The organism is Streptomyces sp. DSM 42067, from assembly GCF_055792885.1.
The window spans coordinates 856,036-882,806 of record NZ_CM147706.1; the positions used below are offsets into that span (position 1 = coordinate 856,036).

The 26,771-nt window shown below is 69.9% G+C and carries 28 protein-coding genes and 1 pseudogene; 13 read left to right on the forward strand and 16 right to left on the reverse strand.

Translation table 11 applies throughout. The features are described 5' to 3' along the window. Positions 1-133 precede the first annotated feature (133 nt). The 4 genes from ACSMXV_RS04240 to ACSMXV_RS04255 all read right to left on the reverse strand — a co-directional run bounded on the left by ACSMXV_RS04240 (position 134) and on the right by ACSMXV_RS04255 (position 3,219). Positions 134-1,096 carry an electron transfer flavoprotein subunit alpha/FixB family protein gene (locus tag ACSMXV_RS04240; RefSeq protein WP_473176359.1) on the reverse strand — a complete coding sequence of 321 codons (963 nt, stop codon included), beginning with the start codon at positions 1,094-1,096 and terminating at the stop codon, positions 134-136. A 60-nt stretch (positions 1,097-1,156) separates the two neighbouring features. Further along, the gene (locus ACSMXV_RS04245; protein WP_473176360.1) at positions 1,157-1,945 is read right to left on the reverse strand and encodes an electron transfer flavoprotein subunit beta/FixA family protein; all 789 of its coding nucleotides are present in this window, start codon (positions 1,943-1,945) and stop codon (positions 1,157-1,159) included. Between the two features lie 190 nt (positions 1,946-2,135). Then, positions 2,136-2,642, reverse strand: a complete 507-nt coding sequence (locus tag ACSMXV_RS04250; protein ID WP_473176361.1) for a flavin reductase family protein — start codon at positions 2,640-2,642, stop codon at positions 2,136-2,138. Between the two features lie 196 nt (positions 2,643-2,838). After that, entirely contained in the window at positions 2,839-3,219 is a 381-nt protein-coding gene (locus ACSMXV_RS04255) for a TlpA family protein disulfide reductase (RefSeq protein ID WP_473179231.1), read from the reverse strand. Positions 3,220-3,459: 240 nt separating this feature from the next. Here ACSMXV_RS04255 and ACSMXV_RS04260 point away from each other — a divergent pair, with 240 nt between their 5' ends. Continuing rightward, positions 3,460-4,188: a lysophospholipid acyltransferase family protein gene (locus ACSMXV_RS04260; protein WP_473176362.1), complete on the forward strand. Its 729-nt coding sequence runs from the start codon at positions 3,460-3,462 to the stop codon at positions 4,186-4,188. 119 nt (positions 4,189-4,307) lie between these two features. Here the strand turns inward: ACSMXV_RS04260 and ACSMXV_RS04265 are convergent. The 5 genes and pseudogenes from ACSMXV_RS04265 to ACSMXV_RS04285 all read right to left on the reverse strand — a co-directional run. Then, positions 4,308-4,497, reverse strand: a pseudogene (locus ACSMXV_RS04265) (cytoplasmic protein); the annotation flags it as partial. Positions 4,498-4,510: 13 nt separating this feature from the next. Next, on the reverse strand, positions 4,511-5,083 hold the full coding sequence (locus ACSMXV_RS04270; protein WP_473176363.1) for a transglutaminase domain-containing protein: 573 nt from the start codon (positions 5,081-5,083) through the stop codon (positions 4,511-4,513). Positions 5,084-5,166: 83 nt separating this feature from the next. Continuing rightward, positions 5,167-6,237, reverse strand: a complete 1,071-nt coding sequence (locus tag ACSMXV_RS04275; protein ID WP_473176364.1) for a threonine aldolase family protein — start codon at positions 6,235-6,237, stop codon at positions 5,167-5,169. Further along, positions 6,234-6,980 carry an SDR family NAD(P)-dependent oxidoreductase gene (locus ACSMXV_RS04280; protein WP_181862723.1) on the reverse strand — a complete coding sequence of 249 codons (747 nt, stop codon included), beginning with the start codon at positions 6,978-6,980 and terminating at the stop codon, positions 6,234-6,236. Before ACSMXV_RS04280 ends, ACSMXV_RS04275 begins: the two co-directional genes overlap by 4 nt. Before the next feature lie 38 nt (positions 6,981-7,018). Further along, positions 7,019-8,416, reverse strand: a complete 1,398-nt coding sequence (locus ACSMXV_RS04285) for a DUF6421 family protein (protein ID WP_473176365.1) — start codon at positions 8,414-8,416, stop codon at positions 7,019-7,021. A 335-nt stretch (positions 8,417-8,751) separates the two neighbouring features. Between ACSMXV_RS04285 and ACSMXV_RS04290 the strand changes: the two genes are divergently transcribed. Both ACSMXV_RS04290 and ACSMXV_RS04295 read left to right on the forward strand, forming a co-directional pair. After that, the gene (locus ACSMXV_RS04290) at positions 8,752-8,877 is read left to right on the forward strand and encodes a hypothetical protein (protein ID WP_473176366.1); all 126 of its coding nucleotides are present in this window, start codon (positions 8,752-8,754) and stop codon (positions 8,875-8,877) included. Positions 8,878-8,978: 101 nt separating this feature from the next. Further along, entirely contained in the window at positions 8,979-9,662 is a 684-nt protein-coding gene (locus ACSMXV_RS04295) for a glycerophosphodiester phosphodiesterase (protein WP_473176367.1), read from the forward strand. A gap of 52 nt (positions 9,663-9,714) precedes the next feature. On the opposite strand, the gene ACSMXV_RS04300 is transcribed toward ACSMXV_RS04295, so the two are convergent. After that, on the reverse strand, positions 9,715-10,266 hold the full coding sequence (locus ACSMXV_RS04300) for a GNAT family N-acetyltransferase (protein WP_473176368.1): 552 nt from the start codon (positions 10,264-10,266) through the stop codon (positions 9,715-9,717). A 71-nt stretch (positions 10,267-10,337) separates the two neighbouring features. On the opposite strand from ACSMXV_RS04300, the gene ACSMXV_RS04305 reads away from it, so the two are divergent. Then, positions 10,338-10,730, forward strand: coding sequence for a VOC family protein (locus ACSMXV_RS04305; RefSeq protein WP_473176369.1), 393 nt, complete (start codon positions 10,338-10,340; stop codon positions 10,728-10,730). Positions 10,731-10,929: 199 nt separating this feature from the next. On the opposite strand, the gene ACSMXV_RS04310 is transcribed toward ACSMXV_RS04305, so the two are convergent. Together ACSMXV_RS04310 and ACSMXV_RS04315 are read right to left on the reverse strand one after the other, a co-directional pair. Beyond that, positions 10,930-11,460 (reverse strand): MarR family winged helix-turn-helix transcriptional regulator, encoded by a 531-nt coding sequence (locus tag ACSMXV_RS04310; protein ID WP_473176370.1) that lies wholly within the window; start codon positions 11,458-11,460, stop codon positions 10,930-10,932. After that, positions 11,457-13,124, reverse strand: a complete 1,668-nt coding sequence (locus ACSMXV_RS04315; RefSeq protein WP_473176371.1) for an FUSC family protein — start codon at positions 13,122-13,124, stop codon at positions 11,457-11,459. Before ACSMXV_RS04315 ends, ACSMXV_RS04310 begins: the two co-directional genes overlap by 4 nt. 171 nt (positions 13,125-13,295) lie before the next feature. Here ACSMXV_RS04315 and ACSMXV_RS04320 point away from each other — a divergent pair, with 171 nt between their 5' ends. From ACSMXV_RS04320 to ACSMXV_RS04340, 5 genes are all read left to right on the forward strand, one after another. Beyond that, on the forward strand, positions 13,296-13,895 hold the full coding sequence (locus ACSMXV_RS04320) for a DUF5134 domain-containing protein (protein WP_473176372.1): 600 nt from the start codon (positions 13,296-13,298) through the stop codon (positions 13,893-13,895). A gap of 104 nt (positions 13,896-13,999) precedes the next feature. Continuing rightward, positions 14,000-14,935, forward strand: a complete 936-nt coding sequence (locus ACSMXV_RS04325) for a M56 family metallopeptidase (protein ID WP_473176373.1) — start codon at positions 14,000-14,002, stop codon at positions 14,933-14,935. Positions 14,936-14,993: 58 nt separating this feature from the next. Next, positions 14,994-15,794: a phosphatase PAP2 family protein gene (locus ACSMXV_RS04330; RefSeq protein WP_473176374.1), complete on the forward strand. Its 801-nt coding sequence runs from the start codon at positions 14,994-14,996 to the stop codon at positions 15,792-15,794. Between the two features lie 33 nt (positions 15,795-15,827). Continuing rightward, a complete protein-coding gene (locus ACSMXV_RS04335; RefSeq protein ID WP_473176375.1) occupies positions 15,828-16,523 on the forward strand; it encodes an HAD family hydrolase in 696 nt (231 codons plus the stop codon). Positions 16,524-16,787: 264 nt separating this feature from the next. Further along, positions 16,788-17,477, forward strand: coding sequence for a TetR/AcrR family transcriptional regulator (locus ACSMXV_RS04340; protein ID WP_473176376.1), 690 nt, complete (start codon positions 16,788-16,790; stop codon positions 17,475-17,477). Between the two features lie 91 nt (positions 17,478-17,568). Here the strand turns inward: ACSMXV_RS04340 and ACSMXV_RS04345 are convergent, their stop codons facing one another. Beyond that, the gene (locus ACSMXV_RS04345; RefSeq protein ID WP_473176377.1) at positions 17,569-19,071 is read right to left on the reverse strand and encodes an LVIVD repeat-containing protein; all 1,503 of its coding nucleotides are present in this window, start codon (positions 19,069-19,071) and stop codon (positions 17,569-17,571) included. A gap of 183 nt (positions 19,072-19,254) precedes the next feature. Here ACSMXV_RS04345 and ACSMXV_RS04350 point away from each other — a divergent pair, with 183 nt between their 5' ends. The 4 genes from ACSMXV_RS04350 to ACSMXV_RS04365 all read left to right on the forward strand — a co-directional run bounded on the left by ACSMXV_RS04350 (position 19,255) and on the right by ACSMXV_RS04365 (position 24,647). After that, a complete protein-coding gene (locus ACSMXV_RS04350; RefSeq protein ID WP_473176378.1) occupies positions 19,255-19,917 on the forward strand; it encodes a DUF305 domain-containing protein in 663 nt (220 codons plus the stop codon). 118 nt (positions 19,918-20,035) lie between these two features. Then, positions 20,036-21,391 carry an FAD-dependent oxidoreductase gene (locus tag ACSMXV_RS04355; protein ID WP_473176379.1) on the forward strand — a complete coding sequence of 452 codons (1,356 nt, stop codon included), beginning with the start codon at positions 20,036-20,038 and terminating at the stop codon, positions 21,389-21,391. Between the two features lie 528 nt (positions 21,392-21,919). Beyond that, positions 21,920-23,323, forward strand: coding sequence for a nucleobase:cation symporter-2 family protein (locus ACSMXV_RS04360; RefSeq protein WP_473176380.1), 1,404 nt, complete (start codon positions 21,920-21,922; stop codon positions 23,321-23,323). Positions 23,324-23,561: 238 nt separating this feature from the next. After that, a complete protein-coding gene (locus tag ACSMXV_RS04365) occupies positions 23,562-24,647 on the forward strand; it encodes a WD40/YVTN/BNR-like repeat-containing protein (protein ID WP_473176381.1) in 1,086 nt (361 codons plus the stop codon). A gap of 319 nt (positions 24,648-24,966) precedes the next feature. Here the strand turns inward: ACSMXV_RS04365 and ACSMXV_RS04370 are convergent, their stop codons facing one another. From ACSMXV_RS04370 to ACSMXV_RS04380, 3 genes are read right to left on the reverse strand one after another with little or no spacing between them, the layout of a single operon-like run. Next, positions 24,967-25,404, reverse strand: coding sequence for a sugar phosphate isomerase/epimerase family protein (locus ACSMXV_RS04370; RefSeq protein WP_473179232.1), 438 nt, complete (start codon positions 25,402-25,404; stop codon positions 24,967-24,969). After that, the gene (locus ACSMXV_RS04375; protein WP_473176382.1) at positions 25,305-25,769 is read right to left on the reverse strand and encodes a sugar phosphate isomerase/epimerase family protein; all 465 of its coding nucleotides are present in this window, start codon (positions 25,767-25,769) and stop codon (positions 25,305-25,307) included. Before ACSMXV_RS04375 ends, ACSMXV_RS04370 begins: the two co-directional genes overlap by 100 nt. Before the next feature lie 29 nt (positions 25,770-25,798). Next, positions 25,799-26,758, reverse strand: coding sequence for a hydroxyacid dehydrogenase (locus ACSMXV_RS04380; RefSeq protein ID WP_473179233.1), 960 nt, complete (start codon positions 26,756-26,758; stop codon positions 25,799-25,801). Positions 26,759-26,771: the final 13 nt, after the last annotated feature.

Below are 26,771 nucleotides of genomic sequence, written 5' to 3' on the forward strand. Positions count from 1 at the left end.
TCCCCCTGCGCGGACGGGGTGAGCCACAGGCCCTGATAAGGCAGGAGGCCCCCGCGACCGATGCATGCGGTCGCGGGGGCCTCACAGGCTCCGATGGAGGCACCTCCCAGGCCCTTGAGGCACTGGGGGAGGATCAGCCCTTGCGGGACTTGATCTCCTCGGTGAGCTGCGGGACGACCTCGAACAGGTCGCCGACCACGCCGTAGTCGACCAGGTCGAAGATCGGGGCCTCGGCGTCCTTGTTGATCGCCACGATCGTCTTCGAGGTCTGCATACCGGCCCGGTGCTGGATCGCACCCGAGATACCCGAGGCGATGTACAGCTGCGGCGACACGCTCTTACCGGTCTGGCCGACCTGGTTGGAGTGCGGGTACCAGCCCGCGTCCACCGCGGCACGCGACGCGCCGACCGCCGCGCCCAGGCTGTCGGCCAGCGCCTCGATGATCGCGAAGTTCTCCGCACCGTTCACACCACGGCCACCGGAGACCACGATCGCCGCCTCGGTCAGCTCCGGACGACCCGTCGACTCACGCGGCGTCCGCGCGGTGACCTTCGTACCCGTGGCCTTCTCCGAGAAGGACACGTTCAGCGCCTCGACCGCACCCGCAGCCGCAGCCGCCTCGACCGGCGCCGAGTTCGGCTTGACCGTGATGACCGGCGTGCCCTTGGAGACACGGGACTTGGTGGTGAACGACGCGGCGAACACCGACTGGGTGGCCACCGGGCCGTCGTCGCCGGCCTCCAGGTCGACGGCGTCGGTGATGATGCCCGAACCGATACGGACCGCCAGACGCGCGGCGATCTCCTTGCCCTCGGCGGACGACGGCACCAGCACCGCGGCCGGGGACACGGCCTCGTACGCGGCCTGCAGCGCGTCCACCTTCGGCACGACCAGGTAATCGGCGTACTCGGGCGCGTCGTGGGCGAGGACGCGGACCGCGCCGTGCTCACCGAGCGTGGCGGCAGTCGCCTCCGCGCCGGCACCCAGCGCGACGGCGACCGGCTCGCCGATCCGGCGGGCCAGGGTCAGCAGCTCCAGCGTGGGCTTGCGGACGGCACCGTCCACGTGGTCGACGTAGACGAGAACTTCAGCCATGGGACTTCTTCTCTCCTGCTTGCGAAGTATTGCGGGGCGGTTAGGGGTGATGACCGAAGCTCAGATGAACTTCTGGCCGGCCAGGAACTCGGCCAGCTGCTTGCCGCCCTCGCCCTCGTCCTTGACGATCGTGCCGGCCGTGCGGGCCGGACGCTCCGCCGCCGCCTCGACCTTGGTCCAGGCACCCTCGAGACCGACCTCGTCCGCCTCGATCTCCAAGTCCTCCAGGTCCCAGGACTCCACCGGCTTCTTCTTCGCCGCCATGATGCCCTTGAACGACGGGTAGCGGGCCTCACCCGACTGGTCCGTCACCGACACCACCGCCGGAAGCGAAGCCTGAAGCTGCTCGGACGCGGTGTCACCATCCCGGCGGCCCCTGACCACGCCGTCCTCGACGGAGACCTCGGAGAGCAGGGTGACCTGCGGGACACCCAGGCGCTCGGCCAGCAGGGCCGGGACCACACCGGCGGTGCCGTCGGTGGAGGCCATGCCGGAGACCACCAGGTCGAAGCCGGCCTTCTCGATCGCCTTGGCCAGGACCAGAGAGGTGCCGATGACATCCGTGCCGTGCAGGTCGTCGTCCTCGACGTGGATCGCCTTGTCCGCGCCCATCGACAGCGCCTTGCGCAGCGCGTCCTTGGCGTCCTCCGGGCCCACCGTCAAAACGGTGATCTCCACGTCGTCGTCGGAGTTCTCGGAGATCTGCAGCGCCTGCTCGACCGCGTACTCGTCCAGCTCCGACAGCAGCCCGTCGACGTCGTCACGGTCGACGGTCAAGTCATCGGCGAAGTGCCGGTCGCCAGTGGCGTCGGGCACGTACTTCACAGTGACAACGATCCTCAAGCTCACGCCGGCTCTCCTACTGCATCGTCATTTCAGGGCTGCCTTGTTGCAGGCAGCATAGGCGCCTGAAGCGGCAGATTCCGCTCGTGGCGGCCCTCGCTCCGAACGAAATATTACTCGTCAGTACACCCATTACTTACCCGCTAAGCAAGCGCTTTGAACTGTGACCTTTGCAACGCTGCGTAACCGGGATCTCTCAGTCGCGCAGGGCGTTGAAGCGCCCCTGGTGGTACACGAGGGGGCGACCGACACCGGCGGGGTCCCCCACCACGGCCTCGGCCAGAACGATGCGGTGGTCCCCGGCCGGCACCCGGGCGACGACCCGGCAGACGAGCCAGGCGAGAACGCCATCGAGCACGGGCACGCCGTGCGGGCCTTCGTACCAGCGGGTGGGCGCACCGAAGCGGTCGGCGCCGCTCCTGGCGAAGGTGGCGGCCAACTGCTGCTGGTGCTCGCCGAGTATGTGCACTCCGACATGCTCGGACTCGGCGATGACCGGCCAGCTCGAGGCGCCGAGGCCGATGCCGAACGAGACGACGGGGGGCTCGGCGGAGACGGAGGTGAGGGATGTGGCGGTGAAGCCGACGGGGCGGCTGCCCTGCGCGGTGATCACCGCCACACCGGCGGCATGCTGCCGGAAGACGGAGCGCAGGAGGTCCGGGGAGGCGAGCTGAGGAGTGCCGAGACCGGGCGTGGCCGTCATGCGGTTGTCCTTCTGGTGGAGGTTCGAGCGGGTCGGCGACTGTTCAGCGGCCGGGACAGCGGGCGCTCGCGTTGCGGGCGAGATCCACATCGATGCGCTCGTGAAGACGGAGTTCCGGGGGCATGAGAGTCAGGCTGATGATAGGTGGCCATTGCAGTCAAGTCTGTTCCGGCATCCGGAAGCCCCTCACCATGCGTCAGACGGCCTTCCCGAGCGCCGCAAACACGTCGGCCTTGCGCGGCTGACCTGTCGCCCGGCGCACGATGCGCCCTTCCGCGTCGAGGACCAGCACCGTGGGTGTTCTGACGATGTCCAACTCCCGCACGAGGTCGAGATGGTCCTCGGCGTCGATCTCGACGTGCCTCACGCCCGGGACCAGGCCCGCGACGTCGGAGAGCACCCGGCGGGTCGCCCGGCAGGGCTGGCAGAAGGCACTGGAGAACTGCACGAGCGTCGCCCGCTCGCCCAACTCGCCGCCCAGCTCCGCCGTTCCGAGCCGTCGGCCGCCGTCCCTTCCGCGCACTCCCGTTCTCCCGTTCCGCTCGTTGGTCACGCCACGTGCACTCGGTAGGCGCAGAACGCCCTTTTCATACTGCCGTTGTCAGCGCCCGTCGAGCGGCAAGGATTCCCGGTTCGGCGGCCTTTGCGTATCCGTTTGTTTACTCCAACGTGACGAGGATCTCGCGCTTCAAGGGACCCAGGACTGGCTACTCGTTCGTTCTTGGGGCACGATCTGCGCAAAGCCTAAAACCTACGGCTGCGTAACTTCCCGCCGGGAGCTCCCTCCCCAGGCAGAGACGAAGGGCCCTCCCCACCCATGGCAGAGCTTGTCTACCGTCCGGTCATCGGTGCCGCACTCACGCTGTTCAAGGCACTCGACCTGAAGATCGACTGCAAGGGGTCGGAGAACATCCCCCGCTCGGGCGGGGCGGTGCTGGTGAGCAACCACATCGGCTACCTGGACTTCATCTTCAACGGCCTCGCCGCGCTGCCGCAGAAGCGTCTGGTGCGCTTCATGGCGAAGGAGTCCGTCTTCCGGCACAAGGTCTCCGGACCGCTGATGCGCGGGATGAAGCACATCCCGGTGGACCGCAAGCAGGGCGAGCACGCGTACGCGCACGCGCTCGACTCACTGCGCGCCGGCGAGATCATCGGGGTGTTCCCCGAGGCGACCATCTCGCAGTCGTTCACGCTGAAGAGCTTCAAGTCCGGTGCCGCACGCCTGGCTCAGGAGGCCGGGGTTCCGCTGATCCCGATGGCCGTGTGGGGTACGCAGCGGCTGTGGACGAAGGGCCGCCCGCGCAACTTCAAGCGCCAGCACATCCCGGTCACCATCCGCGTCGGCGAGGCGGTGGAGGCCCCGCGCGACCAGTACGCGGGCGCGATCACGCGGCGCGTGCGCGATCGGGTGCAGGAGCTCCTCGAGGCCGCGCAGCGCGCCTACCCGGTGCGCCCGAAGGGCCCGGACGACACGTGGTGGATGCCTGCCCACCTCGGTGGTACGGCTCCGACGCCCGCCGAGGTGAAGGCCGCCGAGGCCCCCTGACGGGTTACGCCCGAGACTCCGGGGCATGGAGACTTAGCCGCGCCCCGGGGATGAACTTCTCGATCGGTTCGGCCAGTTCGGCGCCCGCCGCCTCCGGGGCACAGTGCGGTCCCTGCCTTGGCCGTGTGGGCCTCGCGCCAGGCGACCATGTGCGGGGCGCGCCGCGAGACGCCAGGCTGCGTCGTCCAGGAGTGCCGAAGTGGCCTCGGTGCTGGGACCGTTCACGAGGCCGTACGCCTCGACGGCTGCGTGGGTGAAGCCGGGCGCCAGGGCGCGGACCTCGTCCGACACCGTAAGCGTGAGGGTCATCGTCTGCCTTGCCTCAGAGTGCGATGGGAAGCGTCTCCCACAGGTGCTCCCGGTCGGAGGCGTCCGTGAGGGCGCGCAGCACGGCCGGGTGAGGTTCGGCGTACAGCACTGGATAGTCCATCTCATTGGACTTGTGGTCGGGCATGAAGGCGAGGCGCTCACCGTCCAGCGAGAACTGGGCGTCGACCCCCGGCTTGTTGCCCCGCGGATCCTGGCGGTGCCATGCGCCACGGAACCGCACGGCGACCAGCCCGTGCACCATGTCGAACTTCTGGTAGCACAGGGCCGTCGGGATGTCCTCGGCTCGGAGCAGCGCGGCCAGCGCATGGGCCTTGGCGTGACAGATGCCGGTGCGCTGCTCCAGGACGTCGGAGGCGCGCCAGGTCACGCGCATGTCGCCACTGTCGGCGGAGTGCGGGATCTCGTCGCGCACGAACTCGTAGGCGGCCTGCGCATAGGCATACGAGTCCACCGCTCCCGCGGCGATACGTGCCGCCGTCTCGCGCACCAGCGAATGGTGATGGTCGATGACGTCATCAGCGGCCAAATATGCCGACAGGTCGGGGTTTCCCTGGATCAGCTCCATGCCTGCAGAGCATAGGAATACGGCCGACCGGGCGTCAATAGCTTTTCGGTCGACCGTATATCTATGCAAGATCGGGTTGCCGCCTAGCGTGCCATGTCCTCCTTGAGCGCCGCCACGAACCCGTCGACGTCGTCCTCGGTCGTGTCGAAGGAGCACATCCAGCGGACGTCGCCCGCCGCCTCGTCCCAGAAGTAGAAGCGGTAGCGCTTCTGCAGCCGCGCGCTGACGTCGTGCGGCAGCCGCGCGAAGACCGCGTTCGCCTGCACGGGATAGAGGATCTCCACGCCGTGCACGGCGCGGACTCCCTCGGCGAGGCGCTGCGCCATCTCGTTCGCGTGGCGGGCGTTGCGCAGCCACAGGTCCTTGGCGAGCAGCGCCTCCAACTGCACCGACACGAAGCGCATCTTGGAGGCGAGCTGCATCGACAGCTTCCGCAGATGCTTCATATGGCTGACGGCGTCCTGATTGAGGACGACGACGGCCTCACCGAACAGCGCGCCGTTCTTGGTGCCGCCGAAGGACAGGATGTCGACCCCGACCGCGTTGGTGAACGCCCGCATGGGGACGTTCAGCGACGCCGCGGCGTTGGCTATCCGCGCCCCGTCGACGTGCACCCGCATGCCGTGGGCATGCGCGTGTTCGCAGATCGCGCGGATCTCGTCGACCGTGTAGACCGTGCCGAGTTCGGTGTTCTGCGCGATCGAGACGACCTGGGGCATGGCACGGTGCTCGTCGTCCCAGCCGTACGCCTGCCGGTCGATCAGCTCGGGCGTGAGCTTGCCGTCGGGCGTGGGGACGGTGAGCAGCTTGAGGCCGCCCATCCGCTCGGGGGCGCCGCCCTCGTCGACGTTGATGTGCGCGCTCTCGGCGCAGATCACCGCGCCCCAGCGGTCGGTGACCGCCTGGAGCGCCACGACGTTCGCGCCCGTGCCGTTGAAGACCGGGAAGGCCTCGGCGGTCGCACCGAAGTGGCCCCGGATGACCTGCTGCAGATGCGCGGTGTAGTCGTCCTCGCCGTAGGCGATCTGGTGCCCGCCGTTGGCGAGGGCGAGCGCGGCGAGGACCTCGGGGTGGGCGCCGGCGTAGTTGTCGCTGGCGAATCCGCGGATCTCCGGGTCGTGATGACGCCGGGCGTCGGTCTTCGGAGGGTTCACGGCTTCTCGGTGAGCCACAGACGCTGTCCGTTCACTTCCTGGGCGGGCCTCTCCCAGATCCCGGCGATGGCCTCGGCCAGCTCCTTGACGTCTGTGAAGCCCGCGAACTTCGCGTTGGGTTTCTCGGCGCGCATCGCGTCGTGCACCAGCGCCTTCACCACCAGGATCGCAGCCGCCGACGTGGGCCCCTCAGGGCCCCCGGCCTTGCGGAAGAAGTCCGCCATGGCCAGTGTCCACGCCTCGGCGGCTGCCTTGGCCGCGGCGTAGGCGGCGTTGCCCGCGGTGGGATTGCTCGCCCCCGCGGCGCTGATCAGGACGTACCGCCCACGGTCGCTGCGCTGCAGCGCCTCGTGGAAGGCCAGCGAAGTGTGCTGCACGGTGCGGACGAGCAGCAGCTCGAGGAAGTCCCAGTCGTCGACGCTCGTCCTGGTGAACGTCTCGCTGCCGCGCCAGCCGCCGACGAGGTGCACGAGCCCGTCGACGCGGCCGAAGTCCTTCTCGATGCGGGTGGCCCAGTCGCGGGTGGCACCCAGGTCGAGCAGGTCGACCGTGTCCCCCACGACGCTGGCGCCGCCGTGCGCGTAGCGGGCCGCGTCCACGGCCTCCGCCAGTCGCTCCGGGTCGTTGTCCGAGCCGACGACGGTGGCCCCCGCCTCGGCGAGCCGCAGCAGCGCCGCACGCCCGGCGGGTCCACCCGCACCGGCCACCGCGATCACCGCACCGCTGAGAGCCCCGTTCCCCATGATCCTCGCCTCCTGAGCAGTGTTGTGGACGTGATCGCTCACGCGGCGACCCGCTCGGCGCCGTCCGCCGTGATCCCCTTGGTGGAGGCGATCACGTCCTTCAGCTTCTTGGAGAGCGCCTCATAGAACATGCTGAGCGGAAACTCGTCCGGAAGCACGTCATCCACGAGTTTGCGCGGCGGCTGCCTCAGGTCGAGGGCGTCGGGGCCCTTGGCCCAGCGCGATCCGGGGTGCGGGGCGAGGTAGCGGGAGACCAGCTCGTATCCGGCGAACCAGTGGACCAGCTTCGGCCGGTCGATGCCGTCGCGGTAGAGCTTCTCGATCTCGGCGCACAGCTGGTTGGTGACCTGCGGGGCGCGGTCCCAGTCGATGTGCAGCTTGTTGTCCGTCCAGCGCACGACGTCGTGCTTGTGCAGGTACGCGAAGAGCAGCTGGCCGCCGAGGCCGTCGTAGTTGCGTACGCGCTCGCCGGTCACCGGGAAGCGGAACATACGGTCGAACAGCACCGCGTACTGCACGTCCCGGCCCTGCGAGAAGCCGTCGGCCTCGAGCTTCACGGCCTCCTTGAAGGCGGTGAGGTCGCAGCGCAGCTCCTCCAGGCCGTACATCCAGAACGGCTGGCGCTGCTTGATCATGAACGGGTCGAAGGGCAGGTCGCCGTGGCTGTGGGTGCGGTCGTGGACCATGTCCCACAGGACGAACGCCTGCTGGCAGCGGTCCTGGTCGGCGACCATGTCGCGGATGTCGTCGGGCAGGTCGAGACCCAGGATGTCGACCGCGGCGGCGGTGACCCGGCGGAAGCGGGCCGCCTCGCGGTCGCAGAATATGCCGCCCCAGGTGAAGCGCTCGGGCGCCTCACGCACGGCGATGGTCTCCGGGAAGAGCACCGCGGAGTTGGTGTCGTAGCCGGAGGTGAAGTCCTCGAACGTGATGCCGCAGAACAGCGGGTTGTCGTAGCGCGTGCGCTCCAGTTCGGCGAGCCAGTCCGGCCACACCATGCGCAGCACGACCGCTTCGAGGTTGCGGTCCGGGTTGCCGTTCTGCGTGTACATCGGGAAGACCACGAGGTGCTGCAGCCCGTCCTCGCGGTGTGCGGCCGGCTGGAACGCGAGCAGCGAGTCCAGGAAGTCCGGGACCTGGAAGCCGCCCTCGGCCCAGCGGCGCAGATCCTTGACCAGGGCGTGGTGATACTCGGCGTCGTGCGGCAGAAGCGGCGCGAGCTGCTCGATGGCCGACACCACGCGGTCCACGGCGAGTTCGGCCGCGAACGTCGACGGCGCACCGTCGGCCGCGAAGTCGATCGAACCGTCCTTGGCCTGCCAGGGCCGTATCTCTTCCACGGCATCCTTGAGCACGGGCCAAGCCGGGTGCTCCACCACCCTGCCCATGGAAGGATCCTGCCCCTCCACGACCGCCTGCACAAGAATTTCCGTCATAACCCATCCTCTACGGGAGAACCTCGCGTAGGCACACCATATGCATAAGCGCTTTGCCTCACAAGGCGAGGGTTCCGTAGATCCTCCGGCGTTCCCCTGCCTACACCGCTCTTTTTTCTGTGGCACCGCGTCACAGGAGGCGGTTTGTGACATATTCAACGGAATGATCTCCGCGGCGCCCGAGGGTCCAGGGCAGTCCTCCGGTTCGAGCAGATCCGGCGGCCGTCAACCCTTTCAGGACGCGCCCACGCAGGAGTGACGGGTACGCGGCGGTGGGGCACCGGCCGGTAGGACAGGCCGCGTCCCTCGCCTCACACCCTTGGAGCCCGGCAGTCATGAGCACCCGCACCGTCCTCGTCGCCGCCGCCATCACCGCGATCGTCCTGGGGGTCGTCGGCACCAGAGCGAACGCTTCCACCGACCCGCGTCGGAGCGGTTCCATCGTGGAGGCGGGCCGTTAGGCTGCGATCTGGCCGCGCGGCGCCTCCTACCCCGAGCTGCGATGGAGGGGGCACGGTGCCGCGCGGTAGCCGAGCCGCCGTCGACGGAAGCGGAGTCCCCCTTGAACTTCCTCACCATCGGTCATCGCGGAATCATGGGTGTCGAGCCCGAGAACACCCTTCGTTCCTTCATCGCCGCGGAACACGCGGGCCTCGACCTGATCGAACTCGATCTGCATCTCAGCAAGGACGGCGCGCTCGTGGTGATGCACGACGCCGACGTGGACCGTACGACCGACGGCAAGGGGCCGATCGCCGAGAAGACCCTCGACGAGCTGCGCGCCCTGGACGCGGGCGGCGGCGAGCGCATCCCCGTTTTCGAAGAGGTGCTGGACGCGGTCAAGTCACCTCTGCAGGCAGAGATCAAGGATGTGGCCGCGGCCCGCGCACTGGCAGAGGTCATGCACCGGCGCGACCTCGTATCGCGGGTCGAGGTGCTGTCGTTCCACGACGAGGCCATCGCCGAGATCTCGCGTCTCGTCCCGGGCGTACGGACGGCGCTCGTCGCCAGCCGCTACGGCACCGACGTCGTGGAGCGGGCCACGGCGGTCGGTGCCGCCGCGCTCGTGCTGAACATCCGCCGCATCACCCTGGAGATCGTGGAGCGCGCGCGCAAGGCCGACCTGAGGATCATCGGCTGGGTCGTGAACACCCAGGAGCATCTGCGGCTGGTGCGCGCCCTCGAGCTGGACGGGGCGACCACCGACTACCCGGAGATCAAGCGCACGGGCCGGTTCACCGCGTGACCGCCACCCCGGGGTGAGGCCGTGCGAACCGGCCGGTTCGCTGTTGTGAGGGTCAGCCGAGCGGCTTGACCAGCAGTTCGAACTGCAGGTCCGGGCGCTGGGGGATGCCGAACCGCTCGTCGCCGTACGGGAAGGGCGTCATCTCACCCGTACGGCGGTAGCCGCGCCGCTCGTACCAGGCGATGAGGTCCTCGCGCACCGAGATCACCGTCATGTGCATCTCGGTCGCGCCCCACTCCTCGCGCGCGGTCCGCTCCGCCTCGGCGATGATCACCTTGCCCAGCCCGCCGCCCTGCAGATCGGGCCGGACGGCGAACATCCCGAAGTAGGCGCTCGCACCCCGGTGCTCCAGCTGGCAGCAGGCGATGATCGCGCCGTCGCGCTCGACGGTCAGCAGCCGGCTGTCGGGCGACTTGATGACGGCGAGGACGCCCTCAGGGTCGGTGCGCTGACCTTCGAGGATGTCCGCCTCGGTCGTCCAGCCGCCCCGGCTGGAGTCCCCGCGGTACGCCGATTCGATGAGCGCGACGAGCGCGTCCACGTCGGCGTCGGTGGCCGCCCTGAATACGAGGTCGCCGGTGTCGGGGCGCGGGGCGGTCTCCATGGGGCGGTTCTCCGATCTCTGGTGCTGCCGGGGCTCCGTTGAGCCTAACGCGGCGGCTAGGGTGCGTCGGCATGGTGCATGTACTGAGCAGCAGAATCCTGCTGCGGCCGACCGATCCCGAGCGTTCACGGGCCTTCTACGGCGAGCAGCTGGGTCTGGGCGTCTACCGCGAGTTCGGCACGGGGCCCGAGCGCGGCACGGTCTACTTCCTCGGCGGCGGTTTCCTCGAGGTCTCGGGCCGCTCCGATTCCCCGCCGTCCCCCGGAGTGGAGCTGTGGATGCAGGTCGCGGACGCGGCCGCGGCCCACGACCAGCTCAAGGAGCGCGGCGTCGACGTGCTGCGGCAACCGCAGAAGGAGCCGTGGGGGTTGATCGAGATGTGGATCGCCGACCCCGACGGTATCAGGATCTGCATCGTCGAAGTCCCCGCCGATCACCCGATCCGCTACCGTCCGGGCATCTGACCACTCGGGCCGCTCGGTTCTGGCTTCACGCCCCGGCAGGCCTCAGGCGCCGGCCCCGGCATCAGTCGCTTCTGTGGCGCCGGGACTAAGCGGCCTTGGCGAAGTCTGGTGCGGTACCGCGCCCCGTAAGGGGCGCGGGGAACTGCGCGACCAGCCACGACGGACCCGCAGGTGTTGCACCGGACTTCCAGCGGAGCGCTTAGGCGCGGGGCCCGCCCAGCGCCCCCTCCAGGCGGCGGAGCAGCTCTCCCAGGCGGGCGCTCAGCTCCCGCTGGTCCGCGGGGTCGAGGCCGGAGAGGACGTCCTTCTCGTAGCCGAGTTGCACGGGGAGGATCGAGTCGACCAGGTCGCGGCCCGCGTCCGTCAGCGTCACATGGGCGACGCGCCGGTCGCGGACGTCGCCGTGCCGCTCGATGAGACCGCGCTCCTGCAGCTGCTTGAGGCGCTTGGTGACAGCGGCACCGGAGGAGAAGGTCTCGCGTGCGAGCCCGCTCGGCGTCAGGTCGCGGCCCGTGCGGCGCAGTGCGCCGAGGAGGTCGAACTCGGGGCGGGTGAGTCCGGCCCGCCGCAGCGGCGCGTCCTCGGCCTGCTGCAGCAGCGCCGCACAGCGGTTGATGCGGCCGATGATCTCCATGGGTCCGGTGTCCGTGCCGGGATGGACGGCCTGCCACTGCCGCACCACCACGGCGACGGTGTCGTCGGCCGCCGTACGGCCGTTCGTTGTCGTCATGTCCGTGAACCTTCCGATGCGTGCAGGCCCTGCCGCCGTACCAAGGCGGCAAGCGTGCGGTGTCCGGCCTGCTCGGCGAGGACCACCTGCTCCATGGGCAGCGCGCGCTGCCACCATTCTCCTGCGGCGGCGTCGGCTGCGTCGCGCAGGGCGACGACGGCTGCGGCGAGCCCTCGGCGGGCTGTTTCCAGGGCGCCGGGCGCGGGGTGGGGGTCGGCCAGGGTGCGCTCGGCGTGTTCGCGGGCGCTGTCGGTGGCTGTCAGGGCGCGCTCGATCTGGTCGCCGGCGCGCCGGTTGGTGACGGCGATGGCGGCGGCCATGCCGACCAGGGCGCCGACCAGCGTGTCCACGACTCGGTCGACGACCAGTTCGCCGGTCTGCTGGAACTGCGCGAACTCGGTGATGAGCAGTGCCATGGGCGTCACAAACGCGCTGCCGAGCCAGTAGTTGCGGCCCATCAGCCACTCGACGACCCAGCTGATGACCAGGAAGCAGACGACGAGCGCCGCCTGGCCGAGGTGAGCGACCGGCACGATCGCCGCGAACAGCAGCACACCGACGAGATTGCCGACGACGCGCTGCACGCCCCGCTTCCAGGACAGCGTGACATTGGCCTGGTAGAGGGAGGCCGCGGTGACGATGGCCCAGTACGGGCGCCCGATGCCGAGGGCGAGTGACGCATATCCGGCGACCGCGCAGCCGATGGCGCAGCGCAGGGCGATGGGCAGCAGCGGCGAGCCGGCGCCGATGCGGCGCCACAGCGAGGGCTTCGCGCCCGCGGCCTCGGCGTCGACGCCGAGGAGTTCGTCGGCGGCGCCGATCGTGACCGGGGGGCGGGGTACCGCGCCGCTCCCGCGCAGTGCCCTGGCCCAGGCGCGCAGCTGTACGGCGTCCGTGGCCGTGGGCGCGGCCAGAGCGACCTCGGCGCGGACGACGAGGAGTTCGAGGGCGCGCCGCGCCGCGGTGCGCTCGCCGGTGGCCATCAGCGACTCCCAGGCCGCGTGGATGGCGGCGGCACCGGCGCTCCGCGCGCGTTCATGCCCGGCGGCCGTGCCCTGGGTGTCGACGTAGACGGCTGCGGCATTCAGGGCGTCGGCGGTGGCGCGGCGCTCGGGACCGTGCGGCCGGACCAGGGCGGGTGCCATGCCGATCAGCCACGAGACGACGCCGGCACCGGCTGCCAGCGCGAGATGGCCGGGCACCTGTCCGAGCGTCTGCGGAGCGAACAGCGAGGCGGAGGTGACGAAAGTGAAGATCACCGAGCCGGGCGGGCCGAGACGCGTCGCATCGCAGAGGATCTTCTGCGCGGCGGCGAGTACCGCTCCTACCGTCACCAGCACCACCGCGGAACTTGTGAGCGAGGCGGTGACCAGGGCGACGGCGAGCCCCGCGACCATGCCGACGACGACCCAGAAGAGGGCACGCGCGCGTGCGGCGTAGGGGCGATTGTGCGCGTAGAGGGCACAGAACGAACCGGCCATGGTGTACATGGCGAGATCGAGCCGGTCGAGCGCCAGCAGCGTGAGGATCGGGATCGCGGCCGAGATCGCGACGCTCCAGGCCCGCTTGAACCAGATGTCGGGCGCCTTGCCGAGGCGCAGGACACCGGCAAGCGGCAGCCGGTGGGCACGTCGAGGCTGGTGGTGACGGGGTGCGCTGCTCATGGAGACAAGTTTAGCAAGTGTTTTACAAGAAAAACATCCAGAAACCGATCGGCCCCCCTCCCCTCGCCCTCTCCCTGCCGAGTGCTCCCCCAATACCCCTGTGCGCTCGCATGCGCCCCCGCAGCCCAGGGGCATCTACTCGCCGACATCGTCGAGCGGGGGAGGTGCTCCGTGCACGGACCGGCATCGTCCGGCTGGCTGCTCGTCGCGCTGTGTGCGGCGGCCGGGGCGTACTGTCTGCTCCGCATGCGCAGCGGCGTGGAGGATCAGCGCCGAGCGGCGGGCGGTGAAGCCCTCATGGGCTTCGGAATGGCCGTGATGAGCGTGCCCGCCGCCGCAGTGACCCCGCCGCCCTGGACGTGGCTCCTCTACACGGCGGTGTTCGGCGCCGCGGCGCTGCATGCTCTGTGGGCGGCCCGTACGAGCCCGCACCATCTGCACCACCTGGTGGGCGCGTTCGCCATGGTGTACATGGCGGCGGTGATGGCCGCCGGACCCGAGGGGCACGCCGGTCATGGCGGCGCGGGTGTTCCGCTGCTCACGGGCGTACTGCTGCTCTACTTCGCCGGATACGTGCTGTGGGCGGGCGTCCGGCTCGTGCCCGTGGCGGCGGCCGGCGGTCCCTCCTTCTCGGGCGAAGCCGAGAGCTTGGGAGAAGGTCACGGCGGCCGTGGTTCCGCGCCGGCCGCGTGGGGCGACCGGCCGGAGCTGGCCCGGGCGTGCCGGCTGTCCATGGGCATCGGCATGGTGGCGATGCTGCTCACGCTCTGAATCCTGTTCTCCGGTCCGGGAGGTCCCGGATCCGCCCGTGGCATACGTCACTTGCGGCGACGGCCCATACCCTCGGGCACCGCCCCCTGAATAGGCTGGCGCTCATGATGGTCCCCGCGGCACTGCTGCTGCTCGGCGCCCTGACCGCCGTCATGGCCCCGCGGCTGCTCGCCCGGTCCGACTGGGCGGAACGCGAACCGGTGGTCGCGTTGTGGGTGTGGCAGTGCGTCGTGGCGGCCGTCCTGCTGTGCTGCGCCCTCTCGATGACGCTCAGCGCCGCTGTCGCCTGGCAGGCGGTGCGCGGTCATGTGTTCGCCCCGGCGCCGCACGCGGTCGTGGCCGCGTACACCCCCGGCGCCACCGGTCCATGGCCTGCGGCGATCGCCGTACTGCTCGCCTGCGGCGGTGTGTGGACCGCGGCGATGCTGACCCGCGAGATCGCCCGTGCGCGGGCGCGGCGCAGGAAGCGGCGGGCCGAACTCCTCGTCCGTGCACCGCTGCTGCCCGGCGAGGAGCCGGGCAGTGACCGGCTCGTGGTGCTGGAGGGTCAGCGCCCCGACGCCTGGTGGCTGCCGGGTGCGGCGCCCCGGCTGGTCATCACCACGGCGGCGTTGCGCCGGTTGAAGGGGCGTCAGTTGGACGCCGTGCTCGCCCACGAGCAGGGACATGCGCAGGCCCGGCACGACTGGCTGCTTCACTGCTCGGCCGCGCTGGCCAACGGCTTTCCGCAAGTACCGGTCTTCGCGGCCTTCCGGGACGAGATGCACCGGCTGGTCGAACTGGCGGCCGACGACGTCGCGTCGCGCCGTTTCGGGCGGCTGACGATCGCGCTTGCCCTGGTCGGCCTGAACGAGGACCGGGGTGTCTTCGGCCCCTGCCCCGCTCCGGAGGCGCATGTGCCGCAGCGGGTGCACCGGTTGCTCGCTCCCCCGGGTCGGCTGACCGCCGGACGCCGGCTGCAGTTGACCGCGGCCGCCGCCCTGGTGCCCGTCGTGCCGCTGCTGGTGACGTTCGTGCCCGGCCTGCACGCGCTGGGATGACACGGGCCACACTGCCCGGAGTTGGCCTTCGGGCCGGGCCATCGGCGAGTATCACTCCATGCACCCCGCACCGCTTCAGGACCCGGCCCGCACACACCGCACACTCGACACCCGGTCCGCGCGCGCCGCTCTGGCCCTTGCGGTTTCCTCGGTTCTGCTCGTCCTGCTGGTCACGCTCCACTGGGGGCCCCTCATGGACCTCGACGGCGGCATCTCCCGCACGACGCACCGCTGGGCGGTCGCCGAACCGGAGCTCACGCAGGTCAACCGCATTCTGACGGACTGGGTGTGGGATCCCTGGACGATGCGTGCCCTGTGCGCCGCCACCGCTGTGTGGCTGGCCTGGCGGCACCGCGCATGGTGGCTCGCCCTATGGGTTGCAGCCACATGTGCAATCGGCACATGTATCCAGCAGTCACTCAAGGCTGCGGTCGGCCGCGAACGGCCCGTGTGGCCCGACCCCGTGGACTCCGCCCACTACGCGGCCTTCCCCTCGGGCCATGCCATGACGGCGACGGTCGTGTGCGGGCTGCTGCTGTGGCTGGTCCGGCTGTACGGCGCGGGGCGGGCCCTGTGGCGCGCGGCGGTGGTGCTCGCCCTGTTCTCCGTCATCGGGGTCGGGCTGACCCGCGTATGGCTGGGTGTGCACTGGCCGACGGACGTACTGGGCGGCTGGTTGCTCGGGGCCCTGCTGGTGGCGCTCGCGGTGACGTCCTACGGGAGGGTCATGCCGGTCAGGAGCGGCATGCCGCACGGGGACGTGATGCAGCAAGGAAATGACGTGCCGGAAAAGACCGGGCGGCACACGACGTGGCGCGATGGACGCGCTCAGGAGGTGCGCGGCTCCGGCCGTCCTTGACCGGATGAGGCAGGGGCGCGAAGGATCAGGCCCATGACGATCAAAGGCGTGTTGTTCGACTTCTCCGGGACGCTGTTCCGCATCGAGTCCAGCGAAGCGTGGTTGCGTGCCGTGCTCGACGAGGCGGGAATCGTCCTTCCCGAGCCGGAGGTGCTCCGCACCGCCGCCGCCCTGGAGGCCGCCGGCGCCCTGGCCGGCGGGTCGTTTCCGCAGCACGTGCCCGACCATCTCGCGAAGGCGTGGGCCACCCGGGACAGGACCGCCGAACTGCACCGGGCCGCATACACCGGGCTCTCCCGCCAGGTGCCGTTGCCCGACCCGGCGCTGCACGACGCGCTCTACGACCGCCATATGACTCCCGCCGCATGGTCGCCCTATCCCGATGCCGCCGAGGTGCTCCAGGCGCTGCGCGGTCGCGGGATCGCCGTGGGAGTGGTCAGCAACATCGGCTGGGACCTCCGGCCGATCTTCCGGGAACACGCCCTCGACCCGTACGTGGGCGCGTACGTCCTGTCGTACGAGCACGGCATCCAGAAGCCGGACCCGCGGCTGTTCGCGACGGCCTGCGAGGCGCTCGGCGTCACACCGCAGGACACGCTCATGGTCGGCGACGACCGGCGTGCGGACGGTGGCGCGGCCGCTCTCGGCTGCGCGGTGCACTTCGTGGAGCATCTGCCTGCGCCGGACCGGCCTGACGGGCTGCGACCCGTGCTGGACCTGATCGGCTGAGGTGTCGCACAGGCGATTCCGTCCAGGAGCCCGAGCACCCGCGGCCGTTTCAGGAACACACCTCCCGCGGTCCCGCGCGCGAGACCGGAAGCGTGGGCACAACGCACCGCGATGCCCATGTCGACCTGGCTGAACGCGCCGCTGTCCGCATGGACGATCCCCCGCGTCGCCCATGCGGACAGCCACCCCGAAAGGGCCGCTTTACGGCTGCTTTCGGACTCTCCGAGTATACTGGCTCGGAGCCAGTCAACGCAGGAGTACAGGATGTCCCCGCGCAGCGCATCGGTCAATGAAGAATTGCGCCGACGATCCCGGGAGCGACTGCTGCAGGCGACGGTCGAGCTGGTCAGCGAGCGCGGATACGAGGCGACGACGCTCGGCGACATCGCGGACCGGGCCGGGGCGGCGCGGGGCCTGGTGTCCTACTACTTCCCCGGGAAGCGCCAGTTGCTGCAGTCGGCCGTGCACCGGCTGATGCACCGTACGCTCCAGGCTGCGCTCGAGCGGGAGCCGCGGACCGAGGACGGCCGTGAGCGGATGGCCAGGGCCATCGACGCGATTCTGGGGCTGGCCGAGGACTGGCCGTTGCTGATGCGGTCCCACATGGCGGGAATCCTGCAGGCGGAGGGCTTCATTCAGTGCCCGGAGCAGCAGCGGCTCGCCGAACTGCTGCGCGACACCGTCCAGCGGTACGGGACGGCGGATGTGGACCACGACTATCCGGTGCTGCGTGCCCTGCTGATGGGCGCGGTGTTCGCGGAGCTGATGCCGGGGGCGCCGATGCCCATGGCGACGCTGCGGGCAGAGTTGTTCAAGCGGTACGGGCTGGAGTGGGAGCTCGGTGTCCCGCCGGGCGAGGAGCCGCCCGGCGGGACGCGTGCCGTGGAGTTCGCCCCGATCATCGTGACGGGGCGGTCCCCGGCCGGCCAGGATTCCGTCGACCAGTCGACCTGATCACTTCGACTTGATCAGCTGCCGGCCGACCGCCTTGACCGGTCGAATCGGCCGGTCGGACTGACTGGTCGAGCTGATCCGTCAAACTTGATCAGTCGAAGTAGTCCGGCTGCGTCTGGACGTTCAGCTCGCCGAGACGGACGTGCTTGGCCGGGTCGGTCCTCCTGTCGCTGATCTTCAGGACGTCGAAGCCCTTGGCGATGTCATTCGAGTAGATGTAGCCGTTGTAGTAGTACGCCGACCAGGAACCACCCACGACGATGCGGTCCGTGGTGAGCGGCCCACGCTCGAAGTAGGCGATCTCCTTCGGCTTCGACGAGTCGGTGAAGTCCCAGACCGAGACGCCGCCCTGGTACCAGGCCTGGACCATCAGGTCCTTGCCCTTGACGGGGATGATGGAGCCGTTGTGGGCCACGCAGTTCTCGGTGTCGGCCTGGTGGCGCGGGATCTTGTAGTAGCTGCGGAAGACCAGCTTGCTCTCGTCGCCCTTGCCGACGATGTCGTAGATGCCGTTGGCGCCACGGTTCGGGCCGATGGCCGCGTTGCAGGTGGCTCCGCTGCCGCCGCCCAGCTCGTCGGTGAAGACGACCTTGTCCGTCGTCTGGTTGAAGGTCGCCGAGTGCCAGAACGCGAAGTTGACGTTGTCCTGGACCTGGTGGATGACCTTCGGGTGCTCGGGATCCTCGATGGAGAACAGGATGCCGTCACCCATGCACGCACCAGCAGCAAGGTCCTTGGAGGGCAGGACCGTGATGTCGTGGCAGCCCGTCGTCTTGGAGACGCCCGGGTTGGTGGGCGCGCCCGGGTTGCCGCCGCCGTCGGGGCCGTCGCCCGGGAAGAGCACGGGGAAGTTGACGATCGCGGCCTTCTCGGGCGCGCTGCGCGGCACCTTGATGACGGAGATGCCGTCGTGCGGCGGCTGGCAGTCGGGGAACGTCGCGCTCGGCGAGTACGAGGAGACGTAGACGTAGACGTTCTTGCCCTCGGGAACCAGCGTGTGGGTGTGCGAGCCGCAGGCGGTCTCGACGGCGGCGACGTACTTCGGGTTCGCCTTGTCGCTGATGTCGAAGACCTTCATGCCCTCCCAGGACGACTTCTCGGTCGCGGGCTGCGTGGTGCTGCTGCAGGAGTTGTCACTGCGCGAGGAGTCGGTGGAGAGGAAGAGCAGGTTCCCGGACACGGAGATGTCGTTCTGCGAGCCGGGGCACAGCACTTGGGAGACCGACTTCGGTTCCTTCGGGTTGCTGATGTCGAAGATGCGGAAGCCGTCGTAGTTGCCGGCGAACGCGTAGTTGCCCTGGAAGGCCAGGTCCGAATTCGTGCCCGGCAGGGCCTCCTTGGGGATGTTGACGAGGTGTTCGATGTTGGCGGAGTGGACGATCTCGTCCTGTCCGGGTATCTCCCCGCTCTCGATGGCCGCCTCGGCGTCGGCGGCCTCGCTCTTCGACACCCTTTCAGGCGCGGCCGGGGCATCGCCGGGGTCGGGCGTCGCAGCCGCGGGACCGGCCGTGAGCAGCGCGCCGAGGAGACCTGCCGCGGCTGCGGCAACTCCCAGGCGTCTACGGCGGGTTCGGGGGTTCTTCAACAGGGTCACTGCATCCTCCCTAGATGCCGTTCACGGATGAACGGTTCAGGCACCCCCGCAGTATCGTCTTCATCATGCACAGATCAACAGAGTGCAATGTACTCGTAACGAAATTTCTTGATCGCCAGTGCTCGGAAGCGTGCTAGGACGGACTTCGGTCCCCTAACTCACCATGATTCACAGGAGGTTGCAGTGCTTTACCGCCGTATGTCGTCCTTGCGCGCTGCCGTCATCGCCATCCCTCTGACGGTGGCCGTCATGACACTGGGCGGCTGCGACTCCGGCGACGGCTCCGCGAACGGCGCCGGGAAGCCCTCGGCCGGTCCCTCCGTCATAGCCCCCGGCAAGCCGGGTGAGGCGGCCGAGACGCTGTCCGCCGCCGACGCCGCGAAGAGGGGATCGGACGACTCCCCCAACTCGGCCGACTTCGCCTATGCGCAGATGATGATCGTGCACCACAGCCAGGCCCTCGAGATGACTGCCCTCGCGCCGACGCGCGCCGGGTCGTCGCAGGTGGAACGGCTCGCGGACCGGATCTCCGCCGCCCAGCTGCCGGAGATCAACGCCATGAAGGGCTGGCTGAAGACCCACGACGGTTCGGAACAGCCGCAGGAGCATGATCATGCGGAAATGCCGGGCATGGCCACGGAGGCGCAGTTGAAGGAGTTGCGCGCGGCGAAGGGCAAGGCGTTCGACGAGCTCTTCCTCAAACTGATGATCACGCACCACGACGGCGCGATCACGATGGCCACGGACGTGCTCGCACAGGGCAACAACATCCAGGTCGAAGAGATGGCCAATGATGTGATCGCACAGCAGACCAGCGAGATCAACCGGATGCGTGAACTGTCCTGATCCGTACCCCCCGGTGTGCGGCGCACCTCCCCTCGGGCGTGCCGCGGTGCGATGCTGGAGGTACGCGCAGTCACCTCGCCGATGAGGTGCCGCCGTCCCTCGTGGAAGGAGCTCCGCCGTGCTCCAGGTCGCTGTGATCGGCTCGGGTCCGAGCGGGGTCTACACCGCGCAGAGCCTCGTCCAGCAGAACCAGGTCCCCGACGTCCGCGTGGACGTGCTGGACCGCCTGCCGTGCCCGTACGGCCTCGTGCGTTATGGCGTCGCCCCCGACCACGAGAAGATCAAGTCCCTGCAGAACAACCTGCGGACCGTTCTGGAGGACGACCGTGTGCGGTTCCTCGGCGGGGTCGAGGTGGGTCCGGGCGGGGTGACTCCCGCGCGGCTGCGGGAGCTCTATGACGCGGTGGTCTACTGCGTGGGCGCCTCGACTGACCGCAGGCTGGGCGTGCCGGGCGAGGAGCTGCCCGGGAGCTGGTCGGCGACGGAGTTCGTGTCCTGGTACAGCGCTCACCCGGACACCACGACCGACGGTTTCGTCGCGGGGGCGCAGTCGGCCGTCGTGATCGGTGTCGGGAACGTGGCCGTGGACGTGACGCGCATGCTGGCCCGCGGCGCCGACGAGCTGCGGCCCACCGACATGCCGGAGGCCGCACTGCGGACACTGGGCGCCAGCCGCGTGCGGGAGATCAGCATGGTGGGGCGGCGCGGGCCGTCGCAGGCCAAGTTCACGACCAAGGAGCTGCGCGAGCTCGGGTCGCTGCCGGACGCCGATGTCGTCGTGGACCCCGAAGAACTGGCACTCGACCCGGCGTACGCCGATCCCTCCGGGCTGCCCGCCGCGAACCGGCGCAACATCGAGGTGCTGCGCGGCTGGGCCGAGCGGCCTCCGCAGGGGCGCGCCCGGCGGATCCATCTGCGGTTCTTCCTCCGTCCCGTGGAGCTCCTGGAGTCGGCGGGCCGTGTCGGTGCGGTGCGCTTCGAGCGCACGCTGCCGGACGGGCTTGGCGGGGTGAGGGGCACGGGCCGGTACGAGGACATCGAGGCGCAGCTGGTCCTGCGCTCCGTCGGCTACCGCGGAGTGCCGTTGGACGGACTGCCCTTCGACTCCCAGCGGGGCACCGTGCCGCATACGGGCGGGCGTGTCCTGCGCGACGGCCAGGTGTCGCCCGGCGAGTACGTCGCCGGGTGGATCAAGCGCGGACCGACCGGCGTCATCGGCACCAACCGCCCCTGCGCCAAGGAGACGGTGACCTCTTTGCTCGAGGATGCACCGGCCCTGGCCGGACGGGGCGCGCTGCCCGATCCGCTCGACGCCCTGCGCGCCGACGGTCTGCAGCCGGTCGAGTGGTCCGGATGGCGGGCGATCGAACGGGCGGAGGCCGAGCTCGGCGCCTCGCTCGGGCGCGGGCCGGTGAAGATCCCTGACTGGGACTCACTTCTGGAGGCGGCGCGGGGGGCTACGGCTGCCCGCTAGGGCCTGTGTCGGAAGTGGCGTCGTTCGCCCGAAGGGCGGGCCTCGCGGCGTCTGGTGCGTGCGATCGCAAGGCGTCGGAATGTCCTCGATGGGGGCACCTCCCATGCCCTTAAGGCAATGGGGGAGGAGCTACTAGGGCAATCCGGCAACGCGGCGTGGGGGCACCTCCCAGCGTTAGCTGGGGGAGTGCGTGCCAGACGCCGCGAGGCAGGCGCCACTTCCGACACAGGCCCTAGTGCCCCGGCAGGCAACGTTTGCTCGCGACGGGGCGAACGTTGCCTGTTGGGGCACTAGCGCGGCAACGGGGGCCCGGGGAACGGTATCTCGGCGACAAAACGGCCGAACCTGCGCGCGGCGCGGACGCCGCCGGCGTCTGCCGCCTGCGTGCCCGCGGACCTGAGCAGGCCGGACGGGGTCCAGCAGCCTTGACACATCCCAGCAACGAGCATGTAATCAACAAATTGTTTAAGGCGATTACGGTCTCGCGCAGTTCAAGTCACCCGCATCCCCCCGGCCCTTGGAGTGCCCATGGCGTCCACAGCCCCACCCGTCCATCCCGTCGACGAGGTCCCACCCGTCCGCCAACTCGCCGCCTTCGGGCTGCAGCACGTCCTCGCGATGTATGCGGGCGCGGTCGCCGTGCCGCTGATCGTGGGCGGTGCGATGAAGCTGCCACCGGCGGATCTGGCGTATCTGATCACTGCGGATCTGCTGCTGTGCGGCATAGCCACGCTCATCCAGTGCGTGGGTTTCTGGCGCTTCGGTGTGCGTCTGCCGATCATGCAGGGATGCACGTTCGCGGCGGTGTCACCGATGGTGCTCATCGGTACGACAGGCGGCGGTCTGCCGGCGATCTACGGCTCCGTGATCGTCTGCGGGCTCGCGATCATCCTGCTCGCGCCCGTCTTCGGGAAGCTCCTGCGATTCTTCCCGCCCCTGGTGACCGGCACGGTGATCCTGATCATCGGCGTCTCGCTGCTGCCCGTGGCGGGGAACTGGGCCGCCGGCGGCGTCGGCGCGAAGGACTTCGGCGAGCCGAAGAACCTCGCGCTCGCGGCCTTCGTACTGGCCGTCGTCCTCGGTGTGCAGCGGTTCGCGCCCGCCTTCCTGAGCCGGATCGCGGTCCTGGTCGGCATCGCCGTCGGCATGGCGGTCGCGGTGCCGTTCGGCTTCACGGATTTCGGCGGGGTCGGCGAGGCCGACTGGTTCGGGATCAGCACGCCGTTCCACTTCGGCGCACCCACCTTCCACGCGTCGGCGATCGTGTCGATGCTGGTCGTGGGCCTTGTGACGATGACCGAGACCACCGGTGACTTCATCGCGGTCGGCGAAATGACCGACCGGAAGATCCAGCCGCGCACGCTCGCCGACGGACTCCGCGCCGACGGACTCTCGACGGTCCTCGGCGGTGTCTTCAACACCTTCCCGTACACGGCGTTCGCACAGAACGTGGGCCTCGTCGGCATGACCCGGGTCCGCAGCCGCTGGGTGGTCGCCACCGCGGGCGGCATCCTGGTCCTGCTGGGGCTGCTCCCCAAGCTGGGCGCGGTCGTCGCGGCGATTCCGGCGCCGGTGCTGGGCGGCGCGGGTCTGGTGATGTTCGGGACGGTCGCGGCGAGTGGTCTGCGCACGCTCGCCCAGGTGGACTTCAAGGGCAACCACAATCTGACCGTCGTGGCGGTGTCGGTCGCGGTGGGCATGCTGCCGGTCGGCGTCCCGGACATCTACCACCAGTTCCCCGACTGGTTCCAGACGGTGATGGACAGCGGCATCAGCGCCGGGTGCATCACGGCGATCGTGCTGAACCTGCTGTTCAACCACGTGGGCCGCGGTGCGTTGGCGGAGGCTTCGGCGGTCGGCGGAACGGAGTCGGCGGAGGCCCGGGAGACCGGCGAGGCGGAGGTCCGGGAGACCGACGAAGAGCGGGTCTAGATCCGCGCTGGACTCGTCGGTCCATGCGGCGGGCCGCTCGCCGGTGGCGGTCGGCCCGCCGCCATGCGCCATGCGGGCCTGTGCGGCATGGCGGCCTGTGCGGGTATGACGCGGTCGCGCGGTGCGCGCTCAGCATGCCCGTGCGACCTGCGGAAACAGCGCATGTGGGGCTGACTGTCAGTGGTGGGGTGCAGACTGGCCCGTAGCTGAGACAACGACGTCCCGGAGGTGGTCTGCCATGACCGACGTACTTCTCACCGTAGGCACACGCAAGGGTCTCTTCATCGGGCATCGGCGCGGTGGCGCCTGGGAGTTCGACGACAGTCCGTACTTCAACGCGCAGGCCGTCTACTCGGTCGCGATCGATACGCGCGGGCGGGTGCCGCGACTGCTGGTCGGCGGGGACAGTGCGCACTGGGGCCCGTCCGTCTTCCACTCCGACGACCTGGGCGCGACCTGGACGGAGCCGACCCGGCCCGCCATCAAGTTCCCGCCGGACACGGACGCTTCGCTGGAGCGGGTGTGGCAGCTCCATCCGGCGGCCGCCGAGCCGGACGTGGTGTACGCGGGCACGGAACCGGCGGCGCTGTACCGGTCGGAGGACCGGGGCGAGACGTTCGAACTGATCAGGCCGCTGTGGGAGCACCCCACGCGGTCGAAGTGGGCGCCGGGCGGTGGTGGCGAGGGGCTGCACACCGTGGTCACCGATCCGCGTGACGCGCGTGCCGTGACGGTCGCGGTCTCCGCGGCCGGCGTCTTCCGCACCGAGGACGGCGGCGAGAGCTGGTCGCCGTCCAACTCCGGTGTGTCGGCGGTGTTCCTGCCCGACCCGAACCCTGAGTTCGGCCAGTGCGTGCACAAGATCGCACAGGACTCGACCGACCCCGACCGGCTGTATCTGCAGAACCACTGGGGGGTGTACCGCAGCGACGACGCGGGCGCGCACTGGTCCGACATCGGCGAGGGCCTCCCGTCCACCTTCGGCTTCGCCGCGGTGTCCCATCCGCACCGCGCGGACACGGCGTACGTCTTCCCGATCAACGCCGACTCGGACCGTGTGCCCGCCGGCCGCCGCTGTCGTGTCTACCGCACAGCCGACGCCGGCAAGAACTGGGAACCGTTGTCCGCCGGCCTCCCCGAGGGCGACCACTACGGCACGGTGCTCCGGGACGCCATGTGCACGGACGGAGCGAACCCGGCGGGCATCTACTTCGGCAATCGCAACGGGGAGGTGTACGCATCCGCCGACGACGGCGACAGCTGGCGGCAGTTGGCCTCACATCTGCCGGATGTGCTGTGCGTACGGGCAGCGGTCATCGGGTGATCACTCGTGCGGGTATGACGCGGTCGCGCTCATGGGCAGCGCCTGCGGCCGGGGCGGGGTGGGCCTGACGGGGATTGCGCGGACGATCGGTCGCGGGGTGCTCGAAGAACGTGCCTGTGGCCCGGGGGGCCCTGCGTGCTGGCGAAGGCTCTGGAACTCTGGAACCCGTAGCCGAACGGATCGGCGAGCGGCGACTTCCTGCCCGCGGAAATCGTCGCGGGCGCACCCGTCTGCCGGCCGGAGCGAATGTGCTGCGCCTTCCAGCAACCCTTCGACACACCTGACCTACCACGAGCCGCGGCCGCGGTAGCGGAAGAAATCAAGACCCTGGATCGGCGGGCAGGACCGTCATCAGCTTCCGTAGGTGACGGAGTGCGTCAAGGAGTGGTGGGCCGCCGCGGTGCCAGCGGGTCTCCAGTTCCAGGGAGAGTTGTCCGTGGTAGCCGATGGTGTGGAGGGCGGTGAGGATTTCTGCCAGCGGCACCGCGCCCTCGCCTGGCAGGACCGGGGTCCGGTCGTGCCGTCCTGGAACGTCCTTGAGCTGGACGAGCCGGAGCCAGGGACGAAGGAGCGCGGCCGACTCGTCGGGGTTCTCCCCGGCGAGCCAGGTGTGCAGTACGTCCCAGATCGCGCCGACCGAGGGATGGTCGACCTGCTTCAGGACACGGGCGACGTCACGGGCGCCCCGGTGGGAGTCGTGTGTTTCCAGCAGGAGGAGGACGGGGCTGGTCCGGGCAGCCGCGCGGAGCCGCCGTATCGCGCGGTCGTCGGCTGCGGGCCCCGGCTCGGCCGCCCCGGGGAGACGCGTACGGCTGCGGCGCCCAGGTCGTGGGCCAGGGCGCAGTGCTCGCGCAGATCGGCGAGGCACGCCTCGTCGGAGATCGTGCCGTCGGCCATCCGGACGTAGGAGGCGACGTTGATCAGCTCGATGCCGGCGTCACGGAACTCGTTGGCGATCCTGCGGCGTTCGGCCGGGCCGAGCGCGACGGAGAAGGGCTCCTGGTCGGCTGCCCGCAGTTCGACGGCCCGGCAGCCGCTCTGGTCCGCGATGCGGATGATGTCCTGGACGCTCGCCCCGGGGCAGCCCAGTGTGCTGAAGCCGAGGGTGGCTGTGTCGGGCAAGAAGGGCCTCCTGGAGTCATGGAGCGGGGTCAGGCGATCCGGGCGAGGTCGTCGGCGTGGACGGCACCTGCGAGTGGCTGCCCGGCGAGGAACCGTTCGACCTCGGAGACGGCGAACTCGCCCAGTCGGCGCAGCTCGCGGCCATGAGCCCCTGCCACGTGAGGGGTGAGCAGGACGTTGGGCAGCGAGCGCAGCGGGTGGGCGGCGGGCAGCGGCTCGGGGTCGGTGACGTCGAGGACTGCGTCGATCCTCCCGGCGGCGCATTCCTTGGTCAGGGCGTCGGTGTCGACGAGGCTGCCGCGCGAGGTGTTGATGAGGACTGCGCCGTCGCGGAGCAGGGCGAGCCTGCGGCCGTCGAACATGTGACGGGTCTCGGGCAGTTCGGGCGCGTGGATCGAGACGATGTCGCCGGCCGACACCAGGGTGTCGAGATCGACGAGTCGCGCTCCCAGGGACCGGGCCTCCTCCTGCGTCACATAAGGGTCGGTGAGCAGGACGTTCACGCCCAGCGGCAGCAGCCTCTCGATGACCAGGCGGCCGATGCGGGAGGCGCCCACGATGCCCACGGTGGCGCCGTGGAGGCCGACCCCGTCGGGGCTGTGCTCGTCGAGTTCGGTATGCGGGTCGCGGGCGAGGGCGAACACGCGCTTGGCGGCCAGGATCATGGCGGCGATGGTGTAGTCGGCCACCGGGCCGGCGTTGGCGGCGACGGCGGAGGAGACGGCGATCCCGCGCTCGAACACCGCCGGGGCGAGGTGGTGCTTGACGGTGCCCGCGGCGTGGATGACGGCGCGCAGCCTCGGCGCGCGGTCCAGGACCTCGGCGTCGATGAGCGGGCACCGCCAGCCGGTGATGAGGATCTCCACCTTGGCGAGCCGCGCGAGCGACTCGTCGGTGTCGAACCGGGTCAGCGGTTCGGCAGAGTCCAGCCGGACCCGGCGGCCGAGACGGTCCACCAGGTCGGGCGGGAAGATGCCGGGCAGGAACATGGGCGCCAACGCG

What these genes read in the sequence shown, in the direction of transcription:
- ACSMXV_RS04250 (WP_473176361.1), bottom strand. Translation starts at nt 2,642, where the DNA reads ATGACGGCCACGCCCGGTCTCGGCACTCCTCAGCTCGCCTCCCCGGAC.
- ACSMXV_RS04305 (WP_473176369.1), top strand. Translation starts at nt 10,338, where the DNA reads ATGGTGCATGTACTGAGCAGCAGAATCCTGCTGCGGCCGACCGATCCC.
- ACSMXV_RS04240 (WP_473176359.1), bottom strand. Translation starts at nt 1,096, where the DNA reads ATGGCTGAAGTTCTCGTCTACGTCGACCACGTGGACGGTGCCGTCCGC.
- ACSMXV_RS04270 (WP_473176363.1), bottom strand. Translation starts at nt 5,083, where the DNA reads ATGGAGCTGATCCAGGGAAACCCCGACCTGTCGGCATATTTGGCCGCT.
- ACSMXV_RS04365 (WP_473176381.1), top strand. Translation starts at nt 23,562, where the DNA reads ATGACCGACGTACTTCTCACCGTAGGCACACGCAAGGGTCTCTTCATC.
- ACSMXV_RS04300 (WP_473176368.1), bottom strand. Translation starts at nt 10,266, where the DNA reads ATGGAGACCGCCCCGCGCCCCGACACCGGCGACCTCGTATTCAGGGCG.
- ACSMXV_RS04360 (WP_473176380.1), top strand. Translation starts at nt 21,920, where the DNA reads ATGGCGTCCACAGCCCCACCCGTCCATCCCGTCGACGAGGTCCCACCC.
- ACSMXV_RS04340 (WP_473176376.1), top strand. Translation starts at nt 16,788, where the DNA reads ATGTCCCCGCGCAGCGCATCGGTCAATGAAGAATTGCGCCGACGATCC.
- ACSMXV_RS04310 (WP_473176370.1), bottom strand. Translation starts at nt 11,460, where the DNA reads ATGACGACAACGAACGGCCGTACGGCGGCCGACGACACCGTCGCCGTG.
- ACSMXV_RS04285 (WP_473176365.1), bottom strand. Translation starts at nt 8,416, where the DNA reads ATGACGGAAATTCTTGTGCAGGCGGTCGTGGAGGGGCAGGATCCTTCC.
- ACSMXV_RS04335 (WP_473176375.1), top strand. Translation starts at nt 15,828, where the DNA reads ATGACGATCAAAGGCGTGTTGTTCGACTTCTCCGGGACGCTGTTCCGC.
- ACSMXV_RS04260 (WP_473176362.1), top strand. Translation starts at nt 3,460, where the DNA reads ATGGCAGAGCTTGTCTACCGTCCGGTCATCGGTGCCGCACTCACGCTG.
- ACSMXV_RS04325 (WP_473176373.1), top strand. Translation starts at nt 14,000, where the DNA reads ATGATGGTCCCCGCGGCACTGCTGCTGCTCGGCGCCCTGACCGCCGTC.
- ACSMXV_RS04330 (WP_473176374.1), top strand. Translation starts at nt 14,994, where the DNA reads ATGCACCCCGCACCGCTTCAGGACCCGGCCCGCACACACCGCACACTC.
- ACSMXV_RS04380 (WP_473179233.1), bottom strand. Translation starts at nt 26,758, where the DNA reads ATGTTCCTGCCCGGCATCTTCCCGCCCGACCTGGTGGACCGTCTCGGC.
- ACSMXV_RS04280 (WP_181862723.1), bottom strand. Translation starts at nt 6,980, where the DNA reads ATGGGGAACGGGGCTCTCAGCGGTGCGGTGATCGCGGTGGCCGGTGCG.
- ACSMXV_RS04290 (WP_473176366.1), top strand. Translation starts at nt 8,752, where the DNA reads ATGAGCACCCGCACCGTCCTCGTCGCCGCCGCCATCACCGCGATCGTC.
- ACSMXV_RS04315 (WP_473176371.1), bottom strand. Translation starts at nt 13,124, where the DNA reads ATGAGCAGCGCACCCCGTCACCACCAGCCTCGACGTGCCCACCGGCTG.